The 25,219-nt window shown below is 60.2% G+C and carries 21 protein-coding genes, 1 tRNA gene and 1 other RNA gene; 12 read left to right on the forward strand and 11 right to left on the reverse strand.

Annotated elements, in window-relative coordinates; genetic code table 11:
- Window positions 1-2: 2 nt before the first annotated feature.
- From WA302_RS10725 to ttrS, 3 genes are all read right to left on the reverse strand, one after another.
- The gene (locus WA302_RS10725) at window positions 3-665 is read right to left on the reverse strand and encodes a VUT family protein (protein WP_025303625.1); all 663 of its coding nucleotides are present in this window, start codon (window positions 663-665) and stop codon (window positions 3-5) included.
- A gap of 340 nt (window positions 666-1,005) precedes the next feature.
- Window positions 1,006-1,605: a tetrathionate respiration response regulator TtrR gene (gene ttrR, locus WA302_RS10730; protein WP_197771041.1), complete on the reverse strand. Its 600-nt coding sequence runs from the start codon at window positions 1,603-1,605 to the stop codon at window positions 1,006-1,008.
- A complete protein-coding gene (gene ttrS, locus WA302_RS10735) occupies window positions 1,577-3,298 on the reverse strand; it encodes a tetrathionate respiration histidine kinase TtrS (protein ID WP_336064463.1) in 1,722 nt (573 codons plus the stop codon). The genes ttrR and ttrS overlap by 29 nt, the downstream gene beginning before the upstream one ends.
- Window positions 3,299-3,526: 228 nt before the next feature.
- On the opposite strand from ttrS, the gene ttrB reads away from it, so the two are divergent.
- The 3 genes from ttrB to ttrA are packed head-to-tail and all read left to right on the forward strand — an operon-like array spanning window position 3,527 to window position 8,350.
- The gene (gene ttrB, locus WA302_RS10740; RefSeq protein ID WP_025303622.1) at window positions 3,527-4,264 is read left to right on the forward strand and encodes a tetrathionate reductase subunit TtrB; all 738 of its coding nucleotides are present in this window, start codon (window positions 3,527-3,529) and stop codon (window positions 4,262-4,264) included.
- Window positions 4,261-5,286 (forward strand): tetrathionate reductase subunit TtrC, encoded by a 1,026-nt coding sequence (gene ttrC / locus WA302_RS10745; RefSeq protein WP_049294873.1) that lies wholly within the window; start codon window positions 4,261-4,263, stop codon window positions 5,284-5,286. Before ttrB ends, ttrC begins: the two co-directional genes overlap by 4 nt.
- A complete protein-coding gene (gene ttrA, locus WA302_RS10750) occupies window positions 5,279-8,350 on the forward strand; it encodes a tetrathionate reductase subunit TtrA (protein WP_301480206.1) in 3,072 nt (1,023 codons plus the stop codon). Before ttrC ends, ttrA begins: the two co-directional genes overlap by 8 nt.
- Before the next feature lie 49 nt (window positions 8,351-8,399).
- Here the strand turns inward: ttrA and WA302_RS10755 are convergent, their stop codons facing one another.
- Complete coding sequence (locus WA302_RS10755; RefSeq protein ID WP_060433674.1) at window positions 8,400-9,308, reverse strand: LysR family transcriptional regulator; 909 nt, start codon at window positions 9,306-9,308, stop codon at window positions 8,400-8,402.
- A gap of 125 nt (window positions 9,309-9,433) precedes the next feature.
- Here WA302_RS10755 and mhbT point away from each other — a divergent pair, with 125 nt between their 5' ends.
- From mhbT to WA302_RS10780, 5 genes are read left to right on the forward strand one after another with little or no spacing between them, the layout of a single operon-like run.
- Window positions 9,434-10,783: a 3-hydroxybenzoate transporter MhbT gene (gene mhbT / locus WA302_RS10760; protein WP_049203377.1), complete on the forward strand. Its 1,350-nt coding sequence runs from the start codon at window positions 9,434-9,436 to the stop codon at window positions 10,781-10,783.
- A gap of 18 nt (window positions 10,784-10,801) precedes the next feature.
- Window positions 10,802-11,839 carry a gentisate 1,2-dioxygenase gene (gene gtdA, locus WA302_RS10765; RefSeq protein WP_049203376.1) on the forward strand — a complete coding sequence of 346 codons (1,038 nt, stop codon included), beginning with the start codon at window positions 10,802-10,804 and terminating at the stop codon, window positions 11,837-11,839.
- Window positions 11,840-11,854: 15 nt separating this feature from the next.
- Window positions 11,855-12,556 (forward strand): fumarylacetoacetate hydrolase family protein, encoded by a 702-nt coding sequence (locus tag WA302_RS10770; protein ID WP_025303616.1) that lies wholly within the window; start codon window positions 11,855-11,857, stop codon window positions 12,554-12,556.
- Window positions 12,557-12,575: 19 nt separating this feature from the next.
- Window positions 12,576-13,220, forward strand: coding sequence for a maleylacetoacetate isomerase (gene maiA / locus WA302_RS10775; protein ID WP_025303615.1), 645 nt, complete (start codon window positions 12,576-12,578; stop codon window positions 13,218-13,220).
- Between the two features lie 19 nt (window positions 13,221-13,239).
- Window positions 13,240-14,433, forward strand: coding sequence for a 3-hydroxybenzoate 6-monooxygenase (locus tag WA302_RS10780; protein WP_043136451.1), 1,194 nt, complete (start codon window positions 13,240-13,242; stop codon window positions 14,431-14,433).
- A gap of 112 nt (window positions 14,434-14,545) precedes the next feature.
- Here WA302_RS10780 and WA302_RS10785 read toward each other — a convergent pair.
- The 4 genes from WA302_RS10785 to WA302_RS10800 form a co-directional block, all read right to left on the reverse strand.
- Window positions 14,546-14,675: non-coding RNA, RtT sRNA (locus tag WA302_RS10785), on the reverse strand.
- 34 nt (window positions 14,676-14,709) lie between these two features.
- Window positions 14,710-14,786: transfer RNA gene (locus tag WA302_RS10790), tRNA-Pro, on the reverse strand.
- 78 nt (window positions 14,787-14,864) lie between these two features.
- On the reverse strand, window positions 14,865-16,646 hold the full coding sequence (yejM, locus tag WA302_RS10795; protein WP_049205249.1) for an LPS biosynthesis-modulating metalloenzyme YejM: 1,782 nt from the start codon (window positions 16,644-16,646) through the stop codon (window positions 14,865-14,867).
- Window positions 16,647-16,655: 9 nt separating this feature from the next.
- A complete protein-coding gene (locus WA302_RS10800; protein WP_004935782.1) occupies window positions 16,656-16,883 on the reverse strand; it encodes a YejL family protein in 228 nt (75 codons plus the stop codon).
- A gap of 210 nt (window positions 16,884-17,093) precedes the next feature.
- Here WA302_RS10800 and yejK point away from each other — a divergent pair, with 210 nt between their 5' ends.
- Entirely contained in the window at window positions 17,094-18,101 is a 1,008-nt protein-coding gene (yejK, locus tag WA302_RS10805) for a nucleoid-associated protein YejK (protein WP_025303563.1), read from the forward strand.
- Between the two features lie 84 nt (window positions 18,102-18,185).
- Here the strand turns inward: yejK and rplY are convergent, their stop codons facing one another.
- Together rplY and WA302_RS10815 are read right to left on the reverse strand one after the other, a co-directional pair.
- Window positions 18,186-18,470 carry a 50S ribosomal protein L25 gene (gene rplY, locus WA302_RS10810; protein ID WP_019453645.1) on the reverse strand — a complete coding sequence of 95 codons (285 nt, stop codon included), beginning with the start codon at window positions 18,468-18,470 and terminating at the stop codon, window positions 18,186-18,188.
- Window positions 18,471-18,632: 162 nt separating this feature from the next.
- Entirely contained in the window at window positions 18,633-20,390 is a 1,758-nt protein-coding gene (locus WA302_RS10815) for a DEAD/DEAH box helicase (protein ID WP_099817470.1), read from the reverse strand.
- Window positions 20,391-20,708: 318 nt separating this feature from the next.
- On the opposite strand from WA302_RS10815, the gene rsuA reads away from it, so the two are divergent.
- From rsuA to WA302_RS10830, 3 genes are all read left to right on the forward strand, one after another.
- A complete protein-coding gene (gene rsuA / locus WA302_RS10820) occupies window positions 20,709-21,422 on the forward strand; it encodes a 16S rRNA pseudouridine(516) synthase RsuA (protein ID WP_025303560.1) in 714 nt (237 codons plus the stop codon).
- 41 nt (window positions 21,423-21,463) lie between these two features.
- Window positions 21,464-22,660 carry a Bcr/CflA family multidrug efflux MFS transporter gene (locus tag WA302_RS10825; protein ID WP_025303559.1) on the forward strand — a complete coding sequence of 399 codons (1,197 nt, stop codon included), beginning with the start codon at window positions 21,464-21,466 and terminating at the stop codon, window positions 22,658-22,660.
- A gap of 594 nt (window positions 22,661-23,254) precedes the next feature.
- Complete coding sequence (locus tag WA302_RS10830) at window positions 23,255-23,599, forward strand: YejG family protein (protein WP_004935763.1); 345 nt, start codon at window positions 23,255-23,257, stop codon at window positions 23,597-23,599.
- A gap of 8 nt (window positions 23,600-23,607) precedes the next feature.
- Here the strand turns inward: WA302_RS10830 and yejF are convergent, their stop codons facing one another.
- Window positions 23,608-25,218, reverse strand: coding sequence for a microcin C ABC transporter ATP-binding protein YejF (gene yejF, locus WA302_RS10835; RefSeq protein ID WP_167324462.1), 1,611 nt, complete (start codon window positions 25,216-25,218; stop codon window positions 23,608-23,610).
- Window position 25,219 lies beyond the last annotated feature (1 nt).

Here is a 25,219-nt window from a genome sequence, read left to right on the forward strand (position 1 = left end):
TATTACTTAAATGGATTGTATGAGGTGCCCCAATCATAATGATCGGTATTTTCTATCTTCTTCACCCACTCGACTAAGGCGATGGCGAGCGGCAGTAATACAATAGAGACGACAACTTTATAAGACCACGTCGTGCTTATGATGTTAACCAACTCCATGAAGGTGTATTTTCCTGAAAGACTGATCGGATAGGCTGTCAGCAACAGGGCGGCCTGTGTAGACATGGAGCCCACAATATATCGGATAAAGAAGTATTTGCCGGAGAAGATAATCTTCATCTTTGAAATAATAAAACCATTGACGAAATAAGCGACCGGAACGGACACCCAGGTGCCTATCATGACTCGCCAGAATTCATGGTATAAAGAATAATAGTGCGTGGCGATATCATTGTTTTCTGGCTGAATAACAGCTGAGAGATTAAGTATTATGACATATAAGCTTTGGCAGAACACCATGATCCATATTGCTCTTACCGACAATTTATAGCCGTAAACCTCAGTCAGCAATGTGGATATCAAGAAACACAAGGAGAATACAATGCCGCTTGCCGTTATTTTAAAACCATAGATATCAAAGACCTTATAAACCAACGTGTCGCAGGTGATCATAATGGTCACCGTCAGGCCAACAAAAAGGCCATAGAGCTTGAGATTTCCTTGCATTTTTATTCCTTATTTAGTCCGTGTTCTTCTGTTATTCATAATCCGTACTTATTTAAAACGTCAACCGGGCGGTCAGATAGTGGCGTAATGATGCTCGAGCCATGTTGCATGGTCATCATTTCTCTTTATTCAAGGCAACGCCCCTTCTTTCCCACACGGGGTTCCTGAAGGCGAAAGCGCTACGCTGGGTTTTGCGGAGAATGCTGATAGCCTGTTGGTTGAGAAAAGGTGATTCTACCGTAATGCATTAATATTTCTAATAAATATATTGCCTGGATCGCGCTGTGTCAATCAAGGAAAGAGGAATACGGGACGTTAGCTTGATGAGGGCTTTATGCATTCACTCCCGGGGCGTGTGCGGCAGAGCCTGCAGCTGAATCACCAATTCCGCCAGGCTGGCGGCCTGCATTTTCTCCATCACTTTTGCCCGGTGAACCTCTACGGTGCGCAGGGCGATATTCAGCCGCTCCGCCATTTCCCGATTCATCATGCCCCGCACCACCAGCTGCGCGATGTCGCGTTCTTTCGGTGTGAGCGTATGGTAGCGGCCGCAAGTTTCATGGCGCTGCTGGGCTTTGGCCGAGACCTGCTGTGCCCGTTCGAGGGCGGCGATCAGCGGTTCTGCGGCGATCGGTTTTTGCAGGAAATCCACCGCGCCGTACTTCATCTGCTCCACCGCCATCGGCACGTCGCCATGGCCGGACAGGAACACCACCGCCAGCGTGCTGCTGCGGCGGCGCAGCTCAGCGTAGGCCTGGTGCCCATCGAGTTTCGGCATCCGCATGTCCAGCAAGACGATCCCGGTCTGAAACAGGTCGGCCCGCGCCAAAAAGTCGGCGCTGTCATTCCAGCACTGCACGTTGTGACCGAAGCTGGTCAGCAAAAAATGGCAGGCGTCGGTGACGGCGGCGTCATCGTCCACCAGATGAATTAGCGACATGGTTTTCCTCATCGTTCAATATGAAATGCAGCGTTATGCACAGCCCATTGCGGCTGTCGGGGGCGGGGCGGTTAGCCAGGCGGATTTCGCCGCCGCCGTAGCGGGCCAGGCGCCGGCAAATGGCTAACCCCAGCCCCATGCCGCCGGCTTTGGTGGTGTTGAAGGGGCGAAAAGCCTGTTCCAGCCCGGCCGTTGTCATGCCGCCCGCGTTGTCCTGCAGATGCAACTCGATCGCCCGTTCGCTCTGGACGGCGGAAAGCCAGACGGCGTTGGCTCCGGCCTGCGCCGCATTCAGCAGCAGGTTCGCCAGCAACTGTTCCAGCAGCGCCGGCGGCAGGGTTAGCGTCAGCGAAGGCGCCACGTTGTTGAACAGTTTCAGGTCGGGATAGCGCTGCGTCAGGCGCAGCAGCGTCCACACCCGCTCGGCGGTTTCGCTTACCGCCGCGGGTCGCCAGCGTGTTTGGTCTATCGCATAAGCGGTGGGCTGCACCCACTGGCGCAGGTTATGAATCGTCTCGCCGCCGCGCTGCGCCTGTCGGTCGATATTTTCCAACGGCCCCAACAGCGGATGCCCGGCGTCCGTTTTGCGCAGTTGGATCAGGCATCCCTGCGCATAAAGGCGAATAGCCGCCAACGGTTGATTGAGCTCGTGCGCGAAGCCGGAGGCCATTTCCCCCAGCACGTTCAGCTGCCTGGCGTTCTCCAGCGCCTGCTCCTGCCGCCGCAGTTGCTCTCCGGCATGGAGCAACTGCCGCCCGCGCCGGCGTACCAGCAGCGCGATCCAGATATGGTTGGCGATCAACAGCGCCAGCACCGCCAGCGACAGGCCGACGGCCGTCTGATGCTGGATCAGCCAGCTCTTGATATCCAGCCACAGCCGCCGCTGTTCCGGGTGTTGATTGACGGCGCGCAGCAAGGCTTCCACCTCGCTGGTCGAGACCGGTGCGCCCCATTGAAAGGGAGACTGCGGAGGTGCGGTCAGCAAGGCTCTTGCCACCGCATCCACCAGTGAGTTATCCAGGCCGGGCAGGGCGGCGAACGACCAGTTGGGGTAAAGCGGCGTGCTGCTGACGCAGGGAACCGATGTGGGCCGTTGCAACAGCGGGCGAAAATCCGCCGGGTTGATCAGGCCTTCTCGATCCATTTTCTCCAGCAGGCAGACGGGGACGATGGCGGCCTGAATGGCGCGCTCGCGCAACAGATAGAGCAGGGCATCGGCAGGGAAACCGGTAAAGCGCAGGTGGAAATCGCGATCGGGCCGCATACCGGCATCGCTGAGCGCCTTATAGCCGGTCAGATAGCCGCCGAAGGCCTGCGGATCGATGGCGCCCACCGTTTTGCCCATCAGCGCCTGCGGCGTCGTGATGCCGCTGTCGCGCCGCACCAGAATCACGCTGCCGATGATGTTGCCCGTTGCCCGATCGCCGTTGGCGGCGCGCAACGATGCCAGCCAGCGCAGATGATAGCGGCTGTTCAACTGCACGAACTGCGCCGGATTAGTGACCACGAACTGCACGCTGCCCCGATTGACCGCTTCGCGCATCTGCGCCAGATCGAGCGGCTGCAGGCGGAAGCGCTCACCGCCGACACTGCCGTTGAGGCTGTCGATCAGCGGCTGCCAGTCACGCGCGGTCGCCGCATCGCCGCGCATCGCCAGCACGCCGATCGACCACTCTCCCGCCTGTGCCGCCATCCCCCAACCGAGACTGAACAGCAGTAATAACACGACCCTCACAGCCCCTCCTGATGGGCAATTTGCCTGCCGCCACTTGTTTTAGATCAACGTTGGGGCCGGTATGTGGTTAACCACAATAGAGCGCCATCGATGCCATTTTTACACTGTAAATCATCGACATTGTTTATTCATCTAACGGGCATCAATAGCGTGATCGGGGTGATGCCCAGGGCGTGGGAGAGGCGCATGGACTTCAGTAAACGGCAGTTTTTGCAGCAGCTGGGCGTGTTGACGGCGGGGGCTTCGCTGATCCCCGTGGCGGAGGCCGGGCTGACGTTAGCGCCGACGCGGCGCGAGGGGGATGCGAGCCGCCGCTACGCGATGCTGATCGATCTGCGGCGCTGCGTCGGGTGCCAGGCCTGTACCGTGAGCTGCGCCATTGAAAACCAGACGCCGCACGGCGAGTTTCGCACCACGGTAAACCAGTACCAGGTCAGCCTCGAAGGTGAAGCGGTGGCGACCAACGTGCTGCTGCCCAGGCTGTGCAACCACTGCGACAACCCACCCTGCGTGCCGGTGTGCCCGGTACAGGCCACTTTCCAGCGTGAGGACGGGATCGTGGTGATCGACAACACGCGCTGCGTGGGGTGTGCCTATTGCGTGCAAGCCTGCCCGTACGATGCCCGCTTTATCAATCACGCCACCCAAACGGCGGACAAATGTACCTTCTGCGTACACCGGCTGGAGGCGGGATTGTTGCCGGCGTGCGTGGAGTCGTGCGTGGGCGGGGCGCGGATCATCGGTGACATGCGCGATCCGCACAGCACGCTGAGCAAAATGCTGCGGTGCCATGAGGCCGAGATCAACGTCCTCAAGCCGGAGAACCAAACCGCGCCCCATGTGTTCTATCTGGGGCTGGATGACGCCTTCGTCACGCCGCTGCCGGGGCGGGCGCAGGTTGCCTTATGGGGGGAGGGACGATGAGTCGCCAACTGATGATCGCAGAAGTGCTGGGCCAACCGCAGGCGGTGAGCTGGTTGCCGTGGGCCGTGCAATATTTCTTCTTTATCGGCATCGCTGCCTGTGCTGCGCTGCTGGCCTGCGTGTGGCGCTGGCGCGGTGGAGATAACGCCGCGCATCTGGAGCGCATGGCGCTGTTTATTGGGCTGACGTGCGCCATCACCGCACCGCTGGCGCTGACCGCCGACCTGCATCAAACCGCCCGCTTCTGGCATTTCTACGCCTACCCGACGCCCTGGTCGTGGATGCCGTGGGGCGCGCTGTTCTTGCCGCTGTTTACCCTGCTGATCGGCCTGTGGTTTCTCGCTCTCGAATTTGCGCGGCTGACGGGTAGGCCGGTTGCGCTGCTGCGTGGGATTGCGCCCGCCTGCGCGCTGGTGGCTATCGGCCTGCTGTTGTACACCGGGCGTGAGGTTTCCGTCGTGCGTGCCCGCCCCATTTGGTTCAGCTACGGATTTCCGATCGTGATGTTCCTCAGCGCGCTGCAGGCGCTCTTGGCCTTGCTGCTGCTGACATTGCGCGAACGGCCCGGTCTGCAGGCGCCGCTGGCGCGCGGGATGCTGCTGACGTTACTGCTGCTCGGCGGGGCGATCCTGCTGTGGGTATGCGGCGATACGTTATCCGGCGCGGCGGTACGCCACTGGCTGCAGACGCAGGCGATGGCGCGCCGGTATGCCGTGGGATGGATTGCTCTGTGGGGGCTGACGCTGGCGTGCGCCGCTTGGGCCGGCTCTCGGCGCTTGCCGCGCGGCGGTACGACGCTGCTGGTGGCCGGCGCACTGGGGCTGAGTTGGCTGATGCGCTGGACGCTGTTGATCGAGGTGCAAACCATCCCGAAATACAACGCGACGTATTCCCCTTATAGCCTGCCGCTCGGCACCGATGGCTTGCTGGCGATCGTCGGCACTTTCGGGTTGTGGCTGGCGTTAATGATCATGGTGCGTGAAGCACAGGCGTTTTTACTGCGGAGAAAACAACATGGCTAAACTCACCCGGCGTCAGTGGTTGAAAGTGGGCCTGGCCTTCGGTGGATTGTCCGCCTTTGGCCTGAGCTATCGCGAGGTCGCCAAACGGGCGATCGACGGCTTGATTCACGGCACTTCAGGGCGGGTGACCCTGGATCGCATCAACGGCAACTCCCTGCCACCCGAAGGGCGGGCAATGCCGGAATGGCAAGGCAATCCGCAGCAGACCATCTCGATGACCCAGTGTTTCGGCTGCTGGACGCAATGCGGCGTGCGGGTTCGGGTGGACAGGCAGACCGACCGGGTATTGCGCATTGCCGGCAACCCGTATCATCCGCTGTCTCAGGAACGGCACGTCGACTCGGCCTTGCCGCTGCAGGACGCGTTGGCGCAGCTGGGCGGCGAAAGCGGCCTAGATGCGCGTTCCACCGCCTGCGCGCGCGGCGCCACGCTGTTGGAGGGGCTTTACAGCCCGCTGCGGGTGCTGGAGCCGATGAAGCGCGTCGGCAAACGTGGCGAGGGCAAGTGGCAGCGCATCAGCTTTGAGCAGTTGATCGCTGAAGTGGTGGAAGGCGGCGATCTGTTCGGCGAGGGGCATGTGGAGGGCCTGCGGGCGATCCGCGATCTGGAGACGCCGATCGATGCCCGACAGCCGGGGCTGGGGCCGAAAGCCAATCAGCTGCTGGTGACCAACGCCGGTGACGATGGGCGCGACGGCTTCCTGCGGCGTTTCGCTCAGAACAGTTTCGGCAGCAAAAACTTCGGCGCGCACGGTGCTTACTGCGGGCTGGCCTACCGTGCCGGTTCCGGTGCGCTGATGAACGATCTGGACAAAAATCCGCACGTAAAACCCGACTGGGAACAGGTCGAATTCGCGCTGTTTATGGGAACCTCGCCGGCACAGTCCGGCAACCCGTTCAAGCGCCAGGCTCGGCAACTGGCCAGCGCCAGATTGCGCAGCGAGTTCCGTTATGCGGTAGTGGCGCCGGCGCTGCCGCTGACCACCACATTGGCGGACGATCATGGCCATTGGATCCCGATATTGCCGGGCACCGACTCGGCGCTGGCGATGGCAATGATCCGTTGGATCCTCGACCACCGGCGTTATCAGGCCGATTATCTCGCCATCCCGTCGGAGGTCGCCATGCAACGCGCCGGCGAGAAGAGCTGGACCAACGCCACGCATTTGGTGATCGCCGAGAGCGAGCATCCGCGGGCGGGGCAGCATCTGACGCTGGCCGATCTGAATGGCGCCGGGTCGGCGTCGCCGTTGGTGGTCAACGGCGCGGGGGAACTGGTGGCGGCCGAGGCGTGCGACAGCGCCGAGCTGTGGGTAAGCCGTACGGTGACGCTGCACGACGGCGTGCAGGTGGGGGTGAAAAGCGGCTTCCAGTGTTTGAAAGAGGCCGCCGACAAGCTGTCGCCGGAGGCGTACAGCCGGCAATGCGGCGTGCCGGTGGCACGCATCGCGGCACTGGCCGAGGCCTTTACCGCCCACGGGCGCAAGGCGGCGGTGATCGCCCATGGCGGGATGATGGCGGCAAACGGGTTTTACAATACCTGGTCGGTGATGATGCTTAACGTGCTGATCGGCAACCTGAGCCTGGCGGGAGGCGTGTTCGTCGGCGGCGGAAAATTCAACGGCTTCGCTGAGGGGCCGCGCTATAACCTGGTCGAGTTTCCCGGCCTGGTAAAACCGAAGGGCCTGAATATCGCGCGCAGCAAGGCCGCCTATGAAACCTCCGACGAGTACCGCGAAAAAGTGGCGGCGGGCGTTTCCCCCTGGCCGGCCAGGGCGCCCTGGTATCCGTTCGTCGCCGGGCAACTGACCGAGCTGCTGACATCGGCGTTGGCAGGGTATCCGTACGGGCTGAAAGCCTGGATCTCGAACATGACCAACCCCTTGTACGGTATCGCCGGGTTACGTAGCGTGGCGGAGGAACGATTGAAAGATCCGGCGCGTTTGCCGCTGTTTATCGCTATCGATGCGTTTATCAACGAAACGACGGCGCTGGCCGACTATATCGTCCCGGACACCCATAACTTTGAGAGCTGGGGGTTCAGCGCCCCCTGGGGCGGCGTCGCCAGCAAGGCCACTACCGCGCGCTGGCCGATAGTGACGCCGGCGACCGCGAAAACGGCGCAAGGGCAGCCGATTTCCATGGAGGCGTTTTGCATCGCCGTCGCTAAACGCCTGGCGCTGCCGGGGTTCGGCGATCGCGCTATCGGCGACGGCCAGGGCGAGCTGCTGCCGCTCAACTGCGCCGAGGATTATTATCTGCGCGCCGCCGCCAACGTGGCGTTTGCCGGCAAGGCGCCGGTGCCGGCCGCGAGGGCGGACGAACTGACGCTGAGCGGTGTCGATCGCTTGTTGCCGCAGCTTGCGCAGACGCTGCGCGCCGATGAAATCGACCGCGTGGCGTTTATTTACAGCCGCGGCGGCCGGTTCGCCGTTCACGACAGCGGCCGCCGCGACGGCAGCGTGGGCAACCGCTGGGAGAAACCGCTGCAGATCTGGAATGCGGAAGTGGCGAAGCACCGGCATGCGATCACCGGTGAGCGTTTCAGCGGCTGCCCCACCTGCTATCCGGCGCGTTTGTCGGACGGCCGCGCGGTGGAAGCGCTCTACCCTGAGCAGCAGTGGCCACTGCGCCTGATGTCCTTCAAATCCAACGTGATGAGCAGCTCCACCGCGGTGATCCGGCGCCTGCACGACGTGAAACCGGTGAACCTGGTGGCGCTGAACCCGGCGGACGGAGCGCGTTTCGGCATTCAACACGGCGACCGGGTACGTATCAGCACGCCGGGCGGCAGTCGAGAGGTGCAGATCAGTTTACTGGCGGGCGTGATGCCCGGCGTGATCGCGGTGGAACACGGCTACGGCCACTGGGAGATGGGGGCCAGTCAGCACTACCTGGACGGCGAACCGCTGGCGATGGATGAGCGCATCGCCGCCGGCATCAACCTCAACGATTTGGGCTTTGCCGATCCGACGCGCGAAGTGCCGAATACCTGGCTGGATTGGGTGACCGGTGCGGCGGTGCGTCAGGGGATCCCTGCGACCATCGTCAAACTTTCCGCGTAGGCGCAGCCGTAATGGCCTGCTGTGGCAGCTGGTTTTACGGTGCGGGGGGTTAAGCCTGCGTCAGCAGCTGCAAAAAGCGGCTCAGCGCGGCAAAAGGCGGTTCGCTGTTGCGCCAGAAGACGCCCACGCTGCCTTTCTGCTCTATCTTCGGCAGATTCAGGATCGCCAGCTGCCCCTGGCTGGCATAACGCTGCGCCAGCCGTAGGGAAAGAATGGAGATCATATCGCTGCTTTGCAGCAGGTTGGTACTGACGTTCATGGATGCCGATTCAACCGTGTTTTCGGGCAGCATCACGCCGTTATCCGCCAGCGCATTATCAATGCTGAGGCGGATGGGCGTGCCGGTCGGCCAGACAATCCAGCGCCAGTGGGTGAGATCGCGCCAGGTGAGGGAGGCGGATTCCGCCAGCGGATGGTGAGGGCGGGCAACAAAGCATACCGGTTCGGTGTAGAGCACTTGATAGTTGAGCGGCAGTTGCAGCGCCCGCCCGCCAACGCGGCCCACGACGACGTCCACCGCGCCCGCGATCAGATCGTGCAGCAGCGGGGTCATCACCTTTTCCTCAATATTGAGATGCAGCGTTGGCATTTCCTGCAGCAGGCTCAATATGGCCTGCGAAACGCAGTCGGTGGCGACCGGCGAACAGCCGATTTTCAGGCTTCCCACCAGCCCGCCTTGCTTAAAGCGGGCGATTTCAGACTGCGAACGCTCGAGATCGTTGACCAAGCGCTGCGCATGCTGAAGCAGCAGTTTCCCCCCCTCGGAGGGGCGCAGCCCTTTGCTATGCCGCTCAAACAGCGTGATCCCAATCTCATCTTCGAGCTGTGACAACCATTTTGACAGAGCGGGTTGGGAGATGTTCATCATCCGGGCAACGTGGGTCAGATTTCCCTGCTCACCCAACGCCACCAACATTTGCAGATGGTGAAGTTTCATTTTCTGCGCCCAGTTCGCCATTTGCTATAACCCTCCGGTTATGTCTCTGCCTGAAAAGCCATTGTACATTTTATCGCTAAGGATACAAATTCGTAACATACCTAAAACAAGACAGACATCTCCCTACCTGCACCGAGGCGCTCACTATGACTCAACGGCGTGATTTACAAGCACTGATCGATGCTGCTCCCATCGGTAAGACGCAGTGGCGCGTTATCATCTGCTGCTTTTTGGTGGTGATGTTCGATGGTTTTGACACCGCCGCCATTGGTTTCATCGCACCCGACATCCGTACCCAATGGCAACTGACCGCCGGCGAACTGGCACCGCTGTTTGGCGCGGGGTTGTTGGGATTGACGGCGGGCGCACTGCTTTGCGGCCCGCTTTCTGACCGCTTTGGCCGCAAGCGCGTCATCGAACTTTGTGTGGCGCTGTTTGGCACGCTGAGCCTGATTTCGGCCTTCTCCCCCGATATGCCAACGCTGGTCATTTTACGTTTTCTCACCGGCCTGGGGTTGGGGGGCGCGATGCCGAACACCATCACGATGACCTCTGAATATCTGCCTGCTCGCCGCCGTGGTGCGCTGGTCACGCTGATGTTCTGCGGTTTCACGCTCGGTTCAGCCCTGGGCGGGATCGTCAGCGCCCAACTGGTGCCGGTGATGGGGTGGCACGGCATTTTGGTGCTCGGAGGCGTTTTGCCGCTGATGCTCTTTGTGGTGCTGCTGTTTGCCCTGCCGGAATCCCCGCGCTGGCAGGTCCGCCGCCAACTGCCGCGCAAGGTGATTGCCAAAACGGTCAGCGGCATCACCCGAGAGTGCGATGAAGAGACCCATTTTTACCTCAACGAAGCCGCTACGGCGACCAAAGGGAGCATCAGCCCGCTGTTTGCCGGCCGCCAGCTGCGCATTACTCTCATGCTCTGGGCGGTTTTTTTTATGAGCCTGTTGATTATCTATCTGCTCTCCAGTTGGATGCCGACGCTGCTTAACCATCGCGGTATAGATCTGCAGCATGCCTCTTGGGTGACCGCCGCTTTCCAGATGGGCGGAACGTTGGGGGCGCTGGGGCTGGGCGCGTTGATGGACAAATACAATCCCTTCCGGGTGTTGGCGGCGAGCTACGCCCTGGGCGCCGCGTGTATCGTCATGATTGGTCTGAGCGAGAACGGCCTGTGGCTGATGGCGCTGGCCATCTTCGGCACCGGCATCGGCATCAGCGGTTCGCAGGTTGGGCTGAATGCCTTGACCGCCACGCTCTATCCGACACAAAGCCGGGCGACCGGCGTCAGCTGGTCCAATGCCATTGGCCGCTGCGGCGCGATTGTCGGCTCGCTTGCCGGCGGCGTGATGATGGCGATGAATTTCTCATTCGATACGCTATTTTTCATTATTGCCGTGCCGGCGGCGATCAGTACGGTGATGTTAATGCTGCTGACGGCTGTTGTTCGCCAGTCTGCTCCAGCCCCTGATACGTTGCCTCGCGCAGCGTCGTGAATGAAAAGGAGAATCCCTATGCCTGAACGCAATCAGGATGTTAATCCCAGCCGCCAGCAGTTCTACCGGCATATTTCAGGGCAGAACCTGACCCCATTGTGGGAGTCGCTGCACCATTTGGTGCCGCAAACGCCGAATGCAAACTGCGCTCCGGCTTACTGGAACTATCAGGCGATTCGCCCGCACCTGCTGGCCAGCGGCGAGTTGATTGGCGCCAAAGAGGCGGTTCGCCGCGTGCTGGTGCTGGAAAACCCGATGCTGCGCGGACAGTCCTCCATCACCCCGACGCTGTATGCCGGATTGCAGTTGATCATGCCGGGCGAAGTCGCGCCGAGCCATCGCCATAATCAGTCGGCATTGCGTTTTATCGTCGAGGGGAAAGGGGCATTTACCGCCGTTGACGGTGAGCGTACGCAAATGCATGAAGGCGACTTCATTTTGACGCCGCAGTGGCGCTGGCACGATCACGGTAATCCCGGCGAGGAGCCGGTGGTATGGCTGGACGGGCTGGATCTGCCGCTGGTGAACCTGCTGGGTTGCGGTTTCGCGGAAGACTATCCGCAAGAGCAGCAGCCCGTGACGCGCCAGGAGGGGGATTATTTACCGCGCTATGCGGCCAATATGCTGCCGCTGCGCCATCAGAAAGGCAACTCATCGCCCATTTTCAACTACCGCTACGATCGCAGCCGGGCAGCGCTGCACGACCTCACCCGCATGGGGGACGCCGACGAGTGGGACGGCTACAAGATGCGCTACGCCAACCCGGTGACCGGCGGCTATCCCATGCCCTCGATGGGCGCCTTCCTGCAGCTGCTGCCGAAAGGCTTTTCCTCACGGAAGGCGCGCACCACGGACAGCACCATTTACCACGTGGTGGAAGGGCGCGGCCAGGTCAGCATCGGCAGCGAAACCCTTCACTTTTCGGCAAAAGATATCTTCGTGGCGCCGACCTGGTTCGACGTGTCGTTTCAGGCGGACGAAGACACCGTGTTATTCAGTTTCTCGGACAGGCCGGTTCAGGAAGCCCTGGGACTGTTCCGCGAAGCACGTTATTAATTTGGGAGAGACAAAATGACGCAATACGTATTTGCACCGCAAGCCCCTGTGACGGTTCCTGTTGTGGGGAGTGATAAACAGTTTCCCGTGCGCCGTGTCTACTGCGTCGGGCGTAACTATGCTGCGCATGCCCGCGAAATGGGCTTTGACCCGGATCGTGAGCCACCGTTTTTCTTCTGCAAGCCTGCCGATGCGGTGGTGCCGGTGGCGGCCGGCGAAACGCTGGCGTTGCCGTATCCGTCGCAAACCGACAACTATCACTACGAAATCGAACTGGTGGTGGCGATTGGCAAACGGGGGAGCGATATTCCGCTGGAAAAGGCGCATGAATACATTTGGGGATATGCCACAGGCCTGGACATGACCCGCCGCGATCGGCAGATGGACATGCGTCAGATGGGGCGCCCATGGGAAATCGGCAAGTCGTTCGATCTTTCTGCGCCCATCGCGCCATTGCATAAAGCCGGCGACAGCGCCGACGTGAACAACGCGCCTATCTGGCTGCAGGTCAACGGCAGCGATCGCCAGCGCAGCGACATCCGCCATCTGATCTGGTCGGTGAATGAAACCATCAGCTATCTGTCCGGCTTTTTTGAGCTGCAGCCCGGCGATCTGATTTTTACCGGGACGCCGGAAGGGGTGGGCGCGGTGGTGAAAGGCGATGTGATTACCGGCAATGTAGAGGGGCTAACCCCGATCGCCGTGAAGATTGTCTGAGCCGATTCAGAGGTGAATGATGAAGCTGTACAGTTTCTTTAATAGCTCAGCGTCCTACCGCGTGCGCATTGCGCTGGCGCTGAAAGGCCTCCATTACCAGACGGTGGGGGTCAATATTCGTATCGGGCAGCAGAATGAGCTGGCATATCGGCGAATGAACCCGGTCGGGCTGGTGCCGACGCTGCTCACGGACGACGGTGAGTCTCTCAGCCAGTCGCTGGCGATTATTGACTGGCTGGATCGCCATTTTCCTCAGTCGCCGCTGTTGCCGGCGGCCGACCCGGCGCGCAGCCGGATACTGGAAATCGTCTATGTTATTGCCTGCGATATTCATCCGGTAAATAACCTGCGGGTTTTACGCTACCTGAGTGAAGAGCTGAAGGTGAGTGAGGAAGAGAAAAAACGCTGGTATGCGCACTGGATCCGCCAAGGGCTGAGCGCCGTAGAACAGCTGTTGCTCCAGAGGCCGCCAGGACCCTTCTGCGTTGGCGATACCCCGACGTTGGCGGATTGCTGCCTGATCCCTCAGTGGGCGAATGCCCTGCGGATGGGGTGCGACCTGAGCGGGTACCCGCGCTGTAAAGCGGTTTACGACGCCTGTACTCGTCTCCCGGCGTTCATCGCCGCGGCGCCCGAAAACCAACAAGACAAAATCTCAGCCTGAGCCCGAAAGGAGGAAAACAATGGCTAAAGTGATGCGCGCAATTATCGTCGGGGGAGGCATTGGCGGCGCAGCGACTGCGCTCTCGCTGGCTCGCCAGGGCATTAAAGTGATGTTGTTGGAAAAGGCGCACGAGATTGGTGAGATTGGGGCGGGTATTCAGCTCGGCCCCAACGCCTTTTCCGCGCTGGATAGCCTGGGTGTGGGCGGCGTAGCGCGTCAGCGCGCCGTCTTTACCGATCACATTACCCTGATGGATGCGGTCAATGCCCAGGAGGTGGTGCATATTGAGACCGGGCAAGCATTTCGCGATCACTTTGGCGGTCCCTATGCGGTTATCCATCGGGCGGATATCCACGCCTCTGTTTGGGAAGCGGTATTGACCCATCCGGATGTGGAATACCGTACCTCAACGCAGGTGGCGGGTATCAGCCAAACGGTGGACGATGTGACGGTATTTGATGAGCAGGGCAATCGCTGGACGGCGGATATTCTGATCGGCTGCGATGGCGTGAGGTCGGTGGTGCGGCAGTACCTGCTGGGCGATGCGCCGCGGGTGACCGGACATGTGGTTTACCGCGCCGTGATTAATTGCGATGAGATGCCGGAGGATTTACGCATTAACGCGCCGGTACTGTGGGCGGGGCCGCATTGCCATCTGGTGCATTACCCGCTGCGCGGCGGGAAGCAGTATAACCTGGTGGTGACGTTCCATAGCCGTCAGCAGGAGGAATGGGGTGTGAAGGAGGGCAGTAAAGAGGAGGTACTTTCCTATTTTTCCGGTATTCACCCGCGTCCGCGCCAGATGCTGGATAAGCCGACCTCATGGCGCCGCTGGTCAACCGCCGATCGTGAACCGGTGGAGAAATGGGGCAACGACCGTATCACGCTGGTGGGAGACGCAGCGCACCCGGTGGCACAGTATATGGCACAGGGAGCCTGCATGGCGCTGGAGGATGCGGTAACGCTGGGTAAAGCGCTGGAAGAGCATGGAGGGGATGCGGCAAAAGCGCTTGCCCTGTACGAGTCGGTACGTATTCCACGCACGGCGCGCATCGTCTGGTCAACCCGTGAGATGGGCCGTGTTTATCACGCCGCAGGCGTTGAGCGCCAGGTGCGTAATCTGTTATGGAAAGGCAAATCTCAGGCGGAATTTTATCGCGGAATGGAATGGCTGTACGGCTGGAAAGAAGAAAACTGCCTGCAGCCGCGCTGAGAGAGAGGCCCTGCCCAGGCCTCCGCTAGCGCATGGGCCAAACCGGTGCGGCCTAATCCTCTCAATATGCAGACGAAAAAAAACCTGCTGTAACAGCAGGTTTTCTTAAATTTGGTCGGCATGAGAGGATTATGCGCATCTTCGATGCTTGCCCTGCGGGCCGTTGCTAAAGCAACGTGGTCTCACTACGTTCGGCTCAAACCTCCTTCGGAGATTCTCATCCTCTCGACGTATAGATGAAAAAAAACCTGCTGTAACAGCAGGTTTTCTTAAATTTGGTCGGCATGAGAGGATTCGAACCTCCGACCCCCGACACCCCATGACGGTGCGCTACCAGGCTGCGCTACATGCCGACGCTATGAAAAATCATACTACCGATTCCCGATGTTAATGCAAGCGCCTCGCCACTTGATTGCTTTAGTTTTAAGCAGTTAGTTGGCGATAAAGCGTTTTACATCGGTCAGCACCTGCAGCAGCAGAGCAAGCTGCGGTTTCTCGTCTTTTATTTCTTCGCCGTTCTGATCGTAGACGCGATAGTTGCCGCTGTTGTCCAGCATCAGCGTCTGCGTCGGCGTAGTGATCACCAGCTGATTGCCATCGCCGGTGGCGATCCAGTCGTTGCGGCGCTGGGCGGTGAACAGATCTTCGCCCTGCGAATAGTCTTTCGGCGCGGTTTTCACGTGCAGCAACCGTTGCATCAAGGTGCGCATCACGTCGTTATGGCCGGTCAGCTTGCTGATGGTCTGCGCCGGGGTGCCCGGCCAGTGGATCACCAACGGCACCTGCAGTTGCGCCTGGTTGAAGGCAGTGCCGGCGCCCCATTGGCCTTTGCCGCTGTCGTTGAATTCGACGCCGTGTTCGGCGGTGATCACCACCACGGTTTTGTCCAGCAGACCGCGCTGTTTCAGGGTATCCAGCACCTGGGCTATCTGGGCATCCACGTCTTGAGCGCCGGTGCGATAGCGTTGGATAAAATCGGCCGGCGCCGGGGTTTTGTCGCCTTCAGCCGGCTCGGCGCCGCTGAAGTTGATATAGGAGAACCACGGCTCTTTGCCGCCCTGATCCGTCAGCCAGCGCTGCCATTGCTGCGTGGTTTGCGCGTCGCTTTGCGGCGCCGGCGTTGGCAGCGAGAAGTCGGTCAATAGGGCCTGGCGGTACAGGCTGGCGTTGAAACCGTCGGAAGAGAACAGCCCCAGTTGGTAGCCCTGATCGCCGAGCGCGTTGAGCAGCGCCGACGGCTTGCGGCCGGCGAGCACGCTGTCCAGATAGGTCGGAGAAATGCCGTAGAACAGGCCGAACAGCCCGGTGTCGGCATGATTACCCGAGCTGTAGTGATCGCTGAAGCGCACGTTTTCCTGGGCGAAGCGCGTCAGCGCCGGCATGTCCTGCGCCACGTCTTTGGCGCGAATGCCGTCCACCACGATCATCAGCAGGTTATAGCCGCTGCCTTTATCGCCGTAGCTGAGATCGCTGAGCGGATACTCCACCGCCACCGCTTCCGGGTTGCCCTGTTGCATCAGGCGGCGCTCATACTCTTGCTGGTCGAGCAGGCCGTGTTTTTCGAGGAACTTGCGTGCGGTCATCGGGTACGAGAGCGGCAGATTGGCTCGCTGCATGGTGATCGGGCGATAGAAGTTGGCGTCAGCCCAAATGTAAATCAGGTGCGACGCGAAAAAGGCGCTGATAAACAGCGCCGCCAGCGGTTTGCCGAAGCGGCGGCGGTTCAGGCTGCGCAGCTTCTGCCAGCTCCAAGTGCCGAACAACATCTCCACCAGGAAGATCACGGGCACGCAGATAAACATCAGCTGCCAGTCGCGCGACAGCTCACTCTGGTCCGGGTTGACCACCAGATCCCACACCACCGGATTGAGGTGCAGGTGGAAATGGGAGAACACTTCGCTGTCGACCAGTAACAGCGTGAGCCCGATGGTGGCCAGCGCGGCGGAAATAAATCGCAGCAGCCGCTGCGACATCACCACGAAGGTGAGCGGGAAAATCACCAGCAAATAGCCGGCGAACACGATAAAGCTGAAATGCCCCAGCAGGCTGACCAGGGCATAGACCCGGCCCAGCAGGGATGCGGGCCAGTCGGTAACAAACAGGTAGCGGCTGCCCAGCCCAAGGGCGAGCAGGATGTTGAATAAGGCGAACCAGTGCCCCCAACTGATCATCTGGGAGACTTTTTCACGATAACGCTGACGGTTTGTCACCATAAGTCAATATTAATGTGCTTTGTCTTCACGGACAGAAGCCTGCAGGGCTTCCGCGAACGATCTTGCCAGGGTTTTCCGCTGCGCGGGGGCAACGCTGGTGTTGATCAAATTAGTAACCATGTTGCCCAGCACCATCAGGGAAAGATCGGTGGGGGTATGGTGTTTTTCCAGAACATTGACCAGCTCTGAGAGCAGTTGTTCAACGTGTTCGTCACTGTAACGGGATGATTGTGGCATAAAATTGCGCTTAGTAATCTGCAAAGTGCCCTATCTTACCGTATAGGGCAGTGATTTTCCGCTCTTTTATCACTTCCTGTCATTTGGGGAGGGGGGCGCCCGTGGCGGGGCTGCTCCTCGCAGCGCCTTTCCGGTTTGCCGCGGTTTTTAGTATTGCAGGTCGGGGCCTTCAGTGTTTGAATACGCGCCTAAAGAACAGGAGGATTTACCATGAGTCTGGATATCGACCAGATCGCTTTGCATCAGTTGGTGAAACGCGACGAGCAAACGCTGGACGTGGTGCTGCGCGATTCCTTGCTTCCCACCAACGCGGCGGTGGAAGAAATGATGACGGAACTGCATCGCGTCTACAGCGCCAAGAGCAAGGCCTTAGGCCTGTTCAACGAAGGTAGCGAGCTGGCGGAAGCGCTGCGCACCTGCCGCAAGGACGATAAGGACTTTCTGGCCTTCAGCCGCGCGGCGACCGGCCGCCTGCGCGACGAACTGGCGAAGTATCCGTTTGCCGAAGGCGGCGTGGTGCTGTTCGGCCAATACCGTTATCTGGCGGTGGAGTACCTGCTGATCGCGGTGCTGAACAGCCGTAACAGCATGCGCGTCAACGAAGAGCTGGATATCAACACCACGCACTATCTGGACATCAACAACGCCGATATCGTCGCGCGCATCGATCTGACCGAATGGGAAACCAACCCGGAATCGACCCGCTATCTGACCTTCCTGCGCGGGCGCGTAGGCCGTAAGGTCGCCGACTTCTTCATGGATTTCCTGGCGGCGTCCGAAGGGTTGGACACCAAGGCGCAAAACCGCGGGCTGCTGCAGGCGGTAGACGACTACTGCGCCGATGCGCAGCTGGACAAGAACGAGCGCCAGTCGGTGCGCCAGCAGGTGTACAGCTACTGCAACGAACAGCTGCAGGCCGGCGAAGAGATTGAACTGCAGGCCTTGTCGCAGGAGCTGTCGCCGCTCGGCGAGAAAGACTTCATGCAGTTCTCCAGCGAGCAAGGGTATGAGCTGGAAGAGAGCTTCCCGGCGGATCGCGGCACGCTGCGCCAACTGACCAAATTTGCCGGCAGCGGCGGCGGCATCAGCCTGAACTTCGACGCCATGCTGCTGGGCGAACGCATTTTCTGGGATGCGGCCACTGACACGCTGACCATCAGAGGCACGCCGCCGAACCTGCGCGATCAGCTGCAGCGCCGGACCGGCAGCGGCAAGTAAGCGTGCCGAATCGCAGACAATAAAAAACGCCGCAATTGCGGCGTTCTTTATTTCGGCGTCCCGAAAGGTTCGAAAACGTAGCGATTAAACGCGAACGAAGTCGATGTGAGCCAGTTTTGGCTTGAACGGGTGACGCTGTACAGCCTGAACCTTAACTTTGGTTTCTTTACCGTCGATAACCAGAGTTACTGCTTCGCTGTAGAATTCTGGTTTAGCTTCCATGTTCTTAACAGAATCATGGTCCAATTCGATGGAAACTGCAGCTTCTTTGCCACCGTAAACGATAGCTGGGAATTTGTTTGCTGCACGCAGGCGGCGGCTCGCACCTTTACCCTGGTCTTTACGTACTTCTACATTGATAGTGAACATTGTTTTTTCTCTTAAAAGAAAATTTACCCTGCTACAGGCGACCCAAGTAGCAAGTTCGGAAACCCGCTTTAACGCTGGGCAGGCCCAGGTAAAGCGCGCGGCATTTTAACGGAAAGCCGCCCGCAGGGCAACGAAAACCTGCCCAGGTTGGGGACAGTTCGCTCAGGCCAACTGATTGGCGCGGCGGAAACGGCCTTGATAATCGAACACTTTCTCACGCACCTGCCAAAACTGCCCGCGCTTGCGCGCCACCACGAAATCCGGATGGCGCAGCGCCTGCTGTTGCGCCAGCACGTCGGCGGCGGTGTGCCAGGCGAACGGCACGCCCGGCGCGCGCTGATGCGGGCGCAGGAACAGCATCTCGAACGCTTTGCGCTGCGCCGGCGTCTGCAGGCGGAAGCGCTCGCTGGTGCTGGTGCCGTCCTCGTCGTAATAGGTGGCCTTCAGCCATTCGCCCTTGTCGTCGCGGCCGCTCTGCAGTTCCATGCCGCCGCAGCGCAGCACCAGCGCGTCTTTCAGCTTCAGCGCCGCCTTCAGCATGTCATCGGGATCGACCAACACTTCCTGACATTGATGGCAGCGGCGTGCGGCGATATCGTTCTCCGCGCCGCAGTGCGGGCAACTCTTGAACCGGAAGCGGTAATCGCACTGCTCGCGGTGGCCGTCGTCGTCCTCCAGCCAGCCCTGGCAGCGGCGGCCGTAGTGCTCGATGATATCGCCGTTCTCGGTGCACTTGCCCCAGAACAGGTTGGCGAAGCCGCAGGCCGGGCAGAATACCTGCACCGGCTGGCTGTCGCCGTGCGGCTTGCTGACGCCGACTTCCGGCGTGAACAGATCGTGCGGGTTGCCGGCGTAGTCGAGGATCAGGCAATCCTTTTTGTCGGGCGCCAAACGCAGCCCGCGCCCGACGATCTGCTGGTACAGGCTGACGGACTCGGTGGGGCGCAGGATCGCGATCAGATCGACGTGCGGCGCGTCGAAACCGGTGGTCAATACCGCGACGTTGACCAGATAGCGCAGCCGCTGCTGTTTGAACGCGTCGATCAGCGCATCGCGCTCGGCGGGCGGCGTTTCGGCGCTGACCAGCGCGGCTTCGCCGTTCGGCAACAGGCCGTGGATCTCGCGGGCGTGTTCGACGGTGGCGGCGAAGATCATCACGCCTTTGCGATCCTCTGCGTACTCCACGATCTGGCTGATGATGTGCGGCGTGACGCGGTTTTGCCGCTTCAGCTCGCGGTTCAGATCCGCTTCGCTGAACAGGCCGTTGCTCCTGGCCTCCAGCCGGCTGAAGTCATATTGCACGATCGGCATATCCAGCCGCTCAGGCGGCACCAGGAAGCCGTTCTTAATCATGTAGCGCAGCGGCAGCTCGTAGATGCAGTCGCGAAACAGACTGGCGCCGTCGCCGCGGGTGAAGCCATGGTAGTGATACTGGTAAATCCAGCCCTTGCCCAGTCGGTAAGGCGTGGCGGTCAGCCCCAGCAGCCGCAGCTGCGGGTTGGTTTTCTGTAAATGCTGGATGATTTGCTGGTACTGGCTGTCGTCGTCGTCGCTGATGCGGTGGCATTCATCGACGATCAGCAGCGAAAAGGCGCCGTCGAACAGCGGCAGGTTGCGCGCGACGGACTGTACGCTGCCGAACACCACCTTGCCGGCGCTCTCTTTCTGCTGCAGGCCGGCGGCGAAGATATCCGCTTCCAGGCCGTAGGCGCAGTATTTGGCGTGGTTTTGCGCCACCAGTTCCTTGACGTGCGCCAGCACCAACACCCGCCCGCGGGCGCGCTTCGCCAGCTCGGCGATCACCAGGCTTTTGCCGGCACCGGTCGGCAGCACGATCAGCGCCGGTTCGGGGTGCCGCCGGAAATGGTTGATGGTGGCTTCGACCGCTTCCAGTTGGTAGGGGCGTAGGGTAAAGGCCATAAATGAACGCCGTAGGTTGGAATGGGCCGCCGGGAACCGGTTTTGTCACCTCTGTTCCCACAGAAACCGTGACATTTTACGTGCCGGGCGGCCGAAAAATTTCTATTATTATGCCTTCTGCGCGCGCGCGGTGCGAGAAGCGTGAAAATTACCCCTGTCGGGCAACGCGTTGTACCGCTATACTCGTGTGACAGCAATCGCTGTTCCCCCACGCGATTTCCCCCCTGAACCTGCCATTTGCACCCGGTGCAACGGCGGGCGTCATATTTTGGCAATACGATCAATGCGATCATAACAACGACAGGCAAAGCAGATCCCATGCGATTGGACAAGTTTTTATCTCAGCAGTTAGGCATTAGCCGTGCGCTGGTTGCGCGCGAACTTCGGGCTAAACGCGTCACCGTGGACGGTGAGGTGGTGAAGAGCGGGGCTGTCAAACTGACCCCGGAGCAAGAAGTGGCGTTCGACGGCAATCCGCTGCAGCAGCAGAACGGCCCGCGCTATTTCATGCTCAACAAACCGCAGGGTTACGTCTGTTCCACCGACGATCCCGATCATCCGACGGTGCTGTACTTCCTCGATGAGCCGGTCGCGTACAAGCTGCACGCCGCCGGGCGGTTGGATATCGACACCACCGGGCTGGTGCTGATGACCGACGACGGCCAGTGGTCGCACCGCGTCACGTCGCCACGCCACCACTGTGAGAAAACCTATTTGGTGACGCTGGAGCACCCGCTGGCGGAAGACACCGCGCAGCGTTTCGCCGAAGGGGTGCAACTGCACAACGAGAAAGATCTGACGCGGCCGGCGACGCTGGAGCAGGTCGACGAGCACGTGGTGCGCCTGACCCTCAGCGAAGGGCGCTACCACCAGGTGAAGCGGATGTTCGCTGCCGTCGGCAATCGGGTGATCGAGTTGCACCGCGAGCGCATCGGCGCCATCGTGCTGGATGACGATCTGGCGCCGGGCGAATACCGCCCACTGACCGAAGAAGAGATCGCCAGCGTGGGCGCGCCGCACCTGCAGGACTGATAACCGATCATCGATTGCGGCCGATTAAGGAGTCGTGGAACGTGCAACAGAACCGAACCTCTCATCTCGGTTTGATTTTCATTCTGGGCCTGTTGTCCATGTTGATGCCGTTGGCCATCGACATGTACCTGCCCAGTATGCCGGTGATCGCCGCCCAGTTTGGCGTCGAGTCCGGCAGCGTGCAGATGACGCTCAGCGCCTATATGCTCGGCTTTGCCTTCGGGCAGCTGTTCTATGGGCCGATGTCGGACAGCATCGGCCGCAAGCCGGTGATCCTGTGGGGTACGCTGATCTTCGCCATCGCCGGCTGCGCCTGCGCCATGGCGCAATCGATCGATCAGCTGATCGGGCTGCGTTTCCTGCACGGTTTGGCCGCCGCCGCCGCCAGCGTAGTGATCAACGCCTTGATGCGCGACATGTTCACCAAGGACGAGTTCTCGCGCATGATGTCGTTCGTCATTCTGGTGATGACCATCGCGCCGCTGCTGGCGCCGATGATCGGCGGGGCGCTGCTGCTGTGGTTCAGTTGGCACGCCATCTTCTGGACCATGGGCGCCGCGGCGTTGATCGGTTCACTGCTGGTGGCCCTGTTCATCAAGGAGACGCTGCCGAAAGAACGGCGACAGCGGTTCCACCTGCGCACCACGCTGGGCAACTTCGGTTCGCTGTTCCGCCACAAACGGGTGCTGAGCTACATGCTGGCCAGCGCCTTCTCGTTCGCCGGCATGTTCTCGTTCCTCAGCGCCGGGCCGTTCGTCTACATCGAACTGAACCACGTTTCGCCGCAACACTTCGGCTACTATTTTGCGCTGAACATCGTGTTCCTGTTCCTGACGACGCTGATTAACAGCCGCAACGTGCGGCGGTTCGGCGCGGTCAAGATGTTCAAGCTGGGGCTGCTGGTACAGCTGGCGATGGGGCTGTGGCTGCTGGCGGTGAGCGCTGTCGGTCTGGGTTTCTGGGCGCTGGTGATCGGCGTTGCGGTCTATCTGGGGTGCATCGCGATGATCTCCTCCAACGCCATGGCGGTGATCCTGGATGATTTCCCGCATATGGCGGGCACGGCTTCTTCCTTGGCCGGTACGTTGCGCTTCAGCATCGGTGCGCTGGTGGGAGCGGTGCTGTCGATGGCGCCGGGCAAAAGCGCCTGGCCCATGGTCACCTCGATGGCGCTGTGCAGCATCGTGGCGGTGCTGTTCTATGTTTACGCCAGCCGGCCGCGCGATCGCGCAGCCTGACGTTCTCCCGATTCGGGGCGTTTTGCCCCGCATCGCCTTAGGGTTGCGCCTTGCCATTTCAGGGTGCAACTGGCAATTAAAAATTTGTTGCTAAATATACGCAAGCTAATTAATTGGCCGTTTTCCCCTCTGTGTGTTTTTTGTTAAAAAATTCCACCGCCGCATCGCCTAATATTCCTCGGGAGGCGCAGCGTTCTGCCGGCTGAGTGCTGCGGATGGTTTGTATTAGGATTGATGTAAATCAAGGCATTAGCAGGGGTAGCTGCGCCAACGTGGCGGGCTAAATGTTTCTTCATTGTAAAAATATGGCGTCTGAAAAGTAGTCGCATTGCAAGAAAAAAGAGTTGAGATCGCTGCGGGAAAGGGTTACATATAACGCAAAAATGCGAGCTGAGTCGCAAAATGCCGTGAAATAACACCGCACGGCGCGCCAAAAAATGGCACGGCATCGGCAAGCACGGGGTCAGGTTAATGGCTAGCGGCAAAATTTACATTTAAATAACATTTGTGCGCGGCAGAGTCGGGAGTCAGCGGCTATAACTTAGTAACCCTGTCAGGTAAAAGTGTTTCACCTTTTCAATCTAGGGATTTCATGTGGAGAGTATCCAACTTTCGGTAGTGCATCGCTTGCCGCAAAGTTATCGTTGGCTATCTGGTTTCACCGGCGTGAAGGTCGAACCGATTCCGTTTAACGGAATAGACGAAGATAACAACCTGATTGGTCTGAAGTTACTCAGCCATGAAGGGGCCGAGGCCTGGCAGGTCATGCAACAGCTCAATCTGTCGCTGCAGGAGATTCAGGTCGACTGCGCGATTGTTGAATGGGAAGGGGAACCTTGCCTGTTCGTGCAGCGCAGCGACGAGAGCGCCACCATGTGCCGCCTGAAAAACGTCGGCGCCGCGATCGCCGAACCGCTCAGCGCGCAATACCCTTTCTAAATTCGCCGCTAGTCCGCCAACTGCAGCAGTTGACGGGTATAGTCGGCGGCGGGCGCCGCGAAAATCGCCCGGCAGTCTCCCTGTTCAACCACTTCTCCCTGTCGCAACACGATGACCTGGTGGCATAGCGAACGCACCACCTGCAGGTCATGGCTGATGAACAGATAAGCCAGCCGGTGGCGTTGCTGCAGCGATTTCAGCAGCGTCAGGATCTGCGCCTGCACCGATTTATCCAGCGAAGAGGTCGGCTCGTCGAGGATCAGCAACTGTGGCTGCAGGATCAGTGCACGCGCGATGGCGATACGCTGGCGCTGGCCACCGGAAAACTCGGTGGGATAGCGGTGGCGCAACTGCGGGTCCAGCCCGACCTCCTGCAACACCGCGATCACGCGCTGTTCCCGTTGCTCGGCGGTAAGCCGCTGGTGCACTTCCAGCCCTTCGGCGATGATCTGCTGTACGTTCAGGCGCGGGTTCAGGGCGGAATAGGGATCCTGGAAGACGATTTGCATTCGGCTGCGGTAGGGCAGCATCTGCTTCATCGTGAGCGGGTGCAGCGGTTCGCCGTCGAACCAGATGGCGCCCTGAGAGGCCAGCAGGCGCAGCAGCGCCAGCCCGGTGGTGCTTTTGCCCGAGCCGGACTCTCCCACCAGCCCCACGCTTTCCCCGGCGCGCAGCTCGAAACTCAATGATTTCAATGCATAGTGATAATCCACCGTGCGGCGCAGCAGGCCGCGGCGAATGGGGAAGCGCACCTGCAGATTTTCCACCTTGAGCAGCGGCCGCTCGTCGCCGGGGCGCCTGTTGGCTGCGGCAGGCAGCGGCAGCGGTTCACCGACGTCCTCGGCGGCCAGCAGCTGCTGCGTGTAAGGATGTTGCGGCCGGCTGAACAGCTGCGTGCGGGCGTTTTGCTCTACGCAGCGCCCCTGACGCATTACCGCCACGTTATCCGCCAGGCGGCGCACGATATTCAGATTATGGGTGATAAACAGCAACCCCATGCCCATCTCCTGCTTCAGTTCTTGCAGCAGCGTCAGGATCTGCGCCTGGATAGTAACGTCGAGCGCGGTGGTGGGTTCGTCGGCGATCAGCAGTTTTGGGCGGGTCAACACCGCCATGGCGATCATCACCCGCTGGCGTTCGCCGCCGGACAGCTGATGCGGGTAATCCTGCAGCCGGCTCTTGGCCTGACGGATGCCGACGCGTTCCAGGCACTCGACGATCTCTGCGCGCGCGGCTTCGCGCCGCAGGCCGCGGTGCAGCATCAACACTTCCGCCAGCTGTTTTTCGATGGTGTGCAGTGGGTTAAGCGACACCATCGGCTCCTGAAAGATCATCGCGATCTGATTGCCGCGCACCTTGCGCAGCGCCGCTTCCGGCGCATGCAGCAACGAGTCGCCGTTGAACAGGATATCGCCGGCAGGGTAAACCACCGGCGGCGCGGGCAGCAGGCGCAGTATCGACAGGGCGGTGACGCTTTTGCCGGAGCCGGACTCCCCTACCAGCGCCAGCGTTTCCGCCGGCGCGATTTGCAGCGAGAGTTCGTTGACCACCGGCGTGACGGTGTCGCCCTGGCGGAAGGCGATGCTGAGATCTTGAATTGCGAGCAAAGGAGTGGCCATA

Origin of the sequence: Serratia sp. 201 (assembly GCF_037027545.1) — a bacterium.
Classification (GTDB): Bacteria; Pseudomonadota; Gammaproteobacteria; order Enterobacterales; family Enterobacteriaceae; genus Serratia; species Serratia bockelmannii.

Excerpts from the sequence above, each read along its gene's own strand:
- WA302_RS10725 (WP_025303625.1), bottom strand. The coding sequence starts at position 665 with ATGCAAGGAAATCTCAAGCTCTATGGCCTTTTTGTTGGCCTGACGGTG.
- ttrR (WP_197771041.1), bottom strand. The coding sequence starts at position 1,605 with ATGTCGCTAATTCATCTGGTGGACGATGACGCCGCCGTCACCGACGCC.
- ttrS (WP_336064463.1), bottom strand. The coding sequence starts at position 3,298 with ATGGCGGCACAGGCGGGAGAGTGGTCGATCGGCGTGCTGGCGATGCGC.
- ttrB (WP_025303622.1), top strand. The coding sequence starts at position 3,527 with ATGGACTTCAGTAAACGGCAGTTTTTGCAGCAGCTGGGCGTGTTGACG.
- ttrC (WP_049294873.1), top strand. The coding sequence starts at position 4,261 with ATGAGTCGCCAACTGATGATCGCAGAAGTGCTGGGCCAACCGCAGGCG.
- ttrA (WP_301480206.1), top strand. The coding sequence starts at position 5,279 with ATGGCTAAACTCACCCGGCGTCAGTGGTTGAAAGTGGGCCTGGCCTTC.
- WA302_RS10755 (WP_060433674.1), bottom strand. The coding sequence starts at position 9,308 with ATGGCGAACTGGGCGCAGAAAATGAAACTTCACCATCTGCAAATGTTG.
- mhbT (WP_049203377.1), top strand. The coding sequence starts at position 9,434 with ATGACTCAACGGCGTGATTTACAAGCACTGATCGATGCTGCTCCCATC.
- gtdA (WP_049203376.1), top strand. The coding sequence starts at position 10,802 with ATGCCTGAACGCAATCAGGATGTTAATCCCAGCCGCCAGCAGTTCTAC.
- WA302_RS10770 (WP_025303616.1), top strand. The coding sequence starts at position 11,855 with ATGACGCAATACGTATTTGCACCGCAAGCCCCTGTGACGGTTCCTGTT.
- maiA (WP_025303615.1), top strand. The coding sequence starts at position 12,576 with ATGAAGCTGTACAGTTTCTTTAATAGCTCAGCGTCCTACCGCGTGCGC.
- WA302_RS10780 (WP_043136451.1), top strand. The coding sequence starts at position 13,240 with ATGGCTAAAGTGATGCGCGCAATTATCGTCGGGGGAGGCATTGGCGGC.
- yejM (WP_049205249.1), bottom strand. The coding sequence starts at position 16,646 with ATGGTGACAAACCGTCAGCGTTATCGTGAAAAAGTCTCCCAGATGATC.
- WA302_RS10800 (WP_004935782.1), bottom strand. The coding sequence starts at position 16,883 with ATGCCACAATCATCCCGTTACAGTGACGAACACGTTGAACAACTGCTC.
- yejK (WP_025303563.1), top strand. The coding sequence starts at position 17,094 with ATGAGTCTGGATATCGACCAGATCGCTTTGCATCAGTTGGTGAAACGC.
- rplY (WP_019453645.1), bottom strand. The coding sequence starts at position 18,470 with ATGTTCACTATCAATGTAGAAGTACGTAAAGACCAGGGTAAAGGTGCG.
- WA302_RS10815 (WP_099817470.1), bottom strand. The coding sequence starts at position 20,390 with ATGGCCTTTACCCTACGCCCCTACCAACTGGAAGCGGTCGAAGCCACC.
- rsuA (WP_025303560.1), top strand. The coding sequence starts at position 20,709 with ATGCGATTGGACAAGTTTTTATCTCAGCAGTTAGGCATTAGCCGTGCG.
- yejF (WP_167324462.1), bottom strand. The coding sequence starts at position 25,218 with ATGGCCACTCCTTTGCTCGCAATTCAAGATCTCAGCATCGCCTTCCGC.